The sequence below is a fragment of the Rhodococcus sp. ENV425 genome (genome assembly GCF_002887785.1).
GTDB classification, from domain to species: domain Bacteria; phylum Actinomycetota; class Actinomycetes; order Mycobacteriales; family Mycobacteriaceae; genus Rhodococcus; species Rhodococcus aetherivorans.
Genome location: NZ_PCZU01000211.1, coordinates 1 through 1,063, shown reverse-complemented (window position 1 = coordinate 1,063; position 1,063 = coordinate 1). Strand labels below are relative to the sequence as shown.

The window sequence follows — 1,063 nt, the reverse complement described above, 5'->3', positions numbered from 1 at the left end:
CCGCGCAGTGTCACCGCGGCGAGCCGCGCACGTGTAACCGGGTGGTTCGTGCGCTGGCTACGATCGACAGAGGCGCACCCGACGGCCCGACCCGTCGCACGCCGCACCTACGCAGGAATCGACGGCATGAACACGGGGGTACACCGGGTGAGCTCTGGAGGCGACCGCCTGATCGGCACGGTGCTCGAACGGCGCTACCGCATCGAGGCACCGATCGCCCGTGGCGGCATGTCCACCGTGTACCGCGGCACGGACCTGCGGCTCGACCGTCCGGTAGCCGTGAAGGTCATGGATCCGCAGTTCGCGGCCGATCCTCAGTTCCTTGCGCGGTTCGAGTTCGAGGCGCGGTCGGTGGCCCGGTTGACCCATCCGGGTCTGGTGGCGGTGTACGACCAGGGGCAGGACGGGGACCATGTCTTCCTGGTGATGGAACTCGTCGAGGGCGGCACGCTGCGCGAACTGCTGCGCGAACGGGGCCCGATGCCACCACACGCGGCGGCCGCCGTCGCGGCGCCGGTGCTGGGGGCGCTGGCGGTGGCGCACCGCGCCGGCCTGGTGCACCGCGACGTCAAGCCGGAGAATGTGCTGATCTCCGACGCCGGGGAGGTGAAGATCGCCGACTTCGGGCTCGTGCGCGCGGTCGCCGCGGCGACGACGACGTCGCGCAGCGTCATCCTGGGTACCGCCGCCTATCTGTCGCCGGAGCAGGTGACCACGGGCACCGCCGACGCGCGCAGCGACGTGTACGCGACCGGGATCCTGCTGTTCGAGATGCTCACCGGGCGCACCCCGTTCACCGGCGACACGTCGCTCTCGGTGGCCTATCAGCGGGTCGACAGGGATGTCCCGGACCCCGGTTCCCTCATCGACGGGGTCCCGGAGCAGTTCGACGAACTGGTCCGGCACGCCACCGAGCGGGAGCCGGGTGAGCGGTTCCCGGACGCCGCGGCGATGGCCGCTGCGCTGAGCGAGGTCTGCGACGTCCTGGCGCTGCCCCGCTACCGGGTGCCCGCACCGCGACGGTCCGCGCAGCATCTTTCGGCCGTCGCGGAACCGGCGACGG

General features: G+C 71.8%; 1 protein-coding gene. It reads left to right on the top strand.

Going from position 1 to position 1,063, the window contains the following annotated elements; translation table 11 throughout:
* Positions 1 to 147 precede the first annotated feature (147 nt).
* Positions 148 to 1,063, top strand: a 916-nt coding sequence (locus CQZ88_RS17675) for a protein kinase (RefSeq protein ID WP_146034327.1), incomplete at its 3' end; no start/stop codon positions are given.